Origin of the sequence: Serratia sp. H402Y (assembly GCF_051172415.1) — a bacterium.
In the GTDB taxonomy this organism is placed as follows: Bacteria; Pseudomonadota; Gammaproteobacteria; order Enterobacterales; family Enterobacteriaceae; genus Serratia; species Serratia ureilytica.
In genome coordinates this window covers 1-1,723 of the sequence record NZ_JBPIYZ010000015.1, presented here as the reverse complement: position 1 = coordinate 1,723, position 1,723 = coordinate 1, and the positions used below count along the sequence as shown (strand labels likewise).

At 52.6% G+C, this 1,723-nt stretch carries 1 rRNA gene; it reads right to left on the bottom strand.

The features are described 5' to 3' along the window. Positions 1-12: 12 nt before the first annotated feature. Positions 13-1,554, bottom strand: a 16S ribosomal RNA gene (locus ACSBQS_RS24525). Positions 1,555-1,723: the final 169 nt, after the last annotated feature.

Below are 1,723 nucleotides of genomic sequence, written 5' to 3'. Positions count from 1 at the left end.
AATATCTTTAGGTAAGGAGGTGATCCAACCGCAGGTTCCCCTACGGTTACCTTGTTACGACTTCACCCCAGTCATGAATCACAAAGTGGTAAGCGCCCTCCCGAAGGTTAAGCTACCTACTTCTTTTGCAACCCACTCCCATGGTGTGACGGGCGGTGTGTACAAGGCCCGGGAACGTATTCACCGTAGCATTCTGATCTACGATTACTAGCGATTCCGACTTCATGGAGTCGAGTTGCAGACTCCAATCCGGACTACGACGTACTTTATGAGGTCCGCTTGCTCTCGCGAGGTCGCTTCTCTTTGTATACGCCATTGTAGCACGTGTGTAGCCCTACTCGTAAGGGCCATGATGACTTGACGTCATCCCCACCTTCCTCCAGTTTATCACTGGCAGTCTCCTTTGAGTTCCCGGCCGAACCGCTGGCAACAAAGGATAAGGGTTGCGCTCGTTGCGGGACTTAACCCAACATTTCACAACACGAGCTGACGACAGCCATGCAGCACCTGTCTCAGAGTTCCCGAAGGCACCAATCCATCTCTGGAAAGTTCTCTGGATGTCAAGAGTAGGTAAGGTTCTTCGCGTTGCATCGAATTAAACCACATGCTCCACCGCTTGTGCGGGCCCCCGTCAATTCATTTGAGTTTTAACCTTGCGGCCGTACTCCCCAGGCGGTCGATTTAACGCGTTAGCTCCGGAAGCCACGCCTCAAGGGCACAACCTCCAAATCGACATCGTTTACAGCGTGGACTACCAGGGTATCTAATCCTGTTTGCTCCCCACGCTTTCGCACCTGAGCGTCAGTCTTCGTCCAGGGGGCCGCCTTCGCCACCGGTATTCCTCCAGATCTCTACGCATTTCACCGCTACACCTGGAATTCTACCCCCCTCTACGAGACTCTAGCTTGCCAGTTTCAAATGCAGTTCCCAGGTTGAGCCCGGGGATTTCACATCTGACTTAACAAACCGCCTGCGTGCGCTTTACGCCCAGTAATTCCGATTAACGCTTGCACCCTCCGTATTACCGCGGCTGCTGGCACGGAGTTAGCCGGTGCTTCTTCTGCGAGTAACGTCAATTGATGAGCGTATTAAGCTCACCACCTTCCTCCTCGCTGAAAGTGCTTTACAACCCGAAGGCCTTCTTCACACACGCGGCATGGCTGCATCAGGCTTGCGCCCATTGTGCAATATTCCCCACTGCTGCCTCCCGTAGGAGTCTGGACCGTGTCTCAGTTCCAGTGTGGCTGGTCATCCTCTCAGACCAGCTAGGGATCGTCGCCTAGGTGAGCCATTACCCCACCTACTAGCTAATCCCATCTGGGCACATCTGATGGCAAGAGGCCCGAAGGTCCCCCTCTTTGGTCTTGCGACGTTATGCGGTATTAGCTACCGTTTCCAGTAGTTATCCCCCTCCATCAGGCAGTTTCCCAGACATTACTCACCCGTCCGCCGCTCGTCACCCGGGGAGCAAGCTCCCCTGTGCTACCGCTCGACTTGCATGTGTTAAGCCTGCCGCCAGCGTTCAATCTGAGCCATGATCAAACTCTTCAATTAAAAGCTTGATGTGCTTCCACTCGAGAAGCGATGCTCAAAGATTTACTGCATGAATTTTACTTCAGTTAGTCACTCTTCAAGACTTGATATTTTTTTGCATCCGAAGATGCTGGATATCGTCTTGTGGAGTGCCCACACAGATTGTCTGATAAATTGTTAAAGAGCAGTG